Source organism: Vibrio sp. M260118 (genome assembly GCF_036533755.1).
Lineage (GTDB): Bacteria > Pseudomonadota > Gammaproteobacteria > Enterobacterales > Vibrionaceae > Vibrio.
In genome coordinates this window covers 1-466 of record NZ_JATABG010000718.1, presented here as the reverse complement: position 1 = coordinate 466, position 466 = coordinate 1, and the positions used below count along the sequence as shown (strand labels likewise).

1 tRNA gene, 1 rRNA gene and 1 pseudogene are annotated in these 466 nt (G+C 50.6%); 2 read left to right on the top strand and 1 reads right to left on the bottom strand.

Features of this window, described 5'->3' with window-relative positions:
- The first annotated feature begins 50 nt into the window (after positions 1–50).
- A 5S ribosomal RNA gene (gene rrf / locus QTO00_RS20835) occupies positions 51–166 on the top strand.
- Between the two features lie 42 nt (positions 167–208).
- Positions 209–285, top strand: a tRNA-Asp gene (locus tag QTO00_RS20830).
- A gap of 1 nt (position 286) precedes the next feature.
- On the opposite strand, the pseudogene QTO00_RS20825 reads toward QTO00_RS20830, so the two are convergent.
- Positions 287–466, bottom strand: a pseudogene (locus QTO00_RS20825) (hypothetical protein); the annotation flags it as partial.

The window sequence follows — 466 nt, the reverse complement described above, 5'->3', positions numbered from 1 at the left end:
CGAATTATTAAGTTCTAGGAACTAGCTTCTAGGAACTTAAACAAAATTTGCTTGGCGACCATAGCGATTTGGACCCACCTGATTCCATGCCGAACTCAGAAGTGAAACGAATTAGCGCCGATGGTAGTGTGGGGTTTCCCCATGTGAGAGTAGGACATCGCCAGGCTTTAAATTATGGACACTTGCTTGATAGCGAGTACGCCACTGCGGAGTGGTAGTTCAGTTGGTTAGAATACCGGCCTGTCACGCCGGGGGTCGCGGGTTCGAGTCCCGTCCACTCCGCCATTTATACAGACAAAGCCCTAGCAGCAATGCTAGGGCTTTTTCGTTTGCCCAGCGAAGCTGGCAAACCCGTCAGGTTGAAAGAAACCTGAATCACCCCGACTGAGGGGAAGATAATCCGAATTGCAAGGGCGTTGCTGGCCAACGGCAGGGTCTGAAGGAAGCAATAGGAAGTTAACAGTAC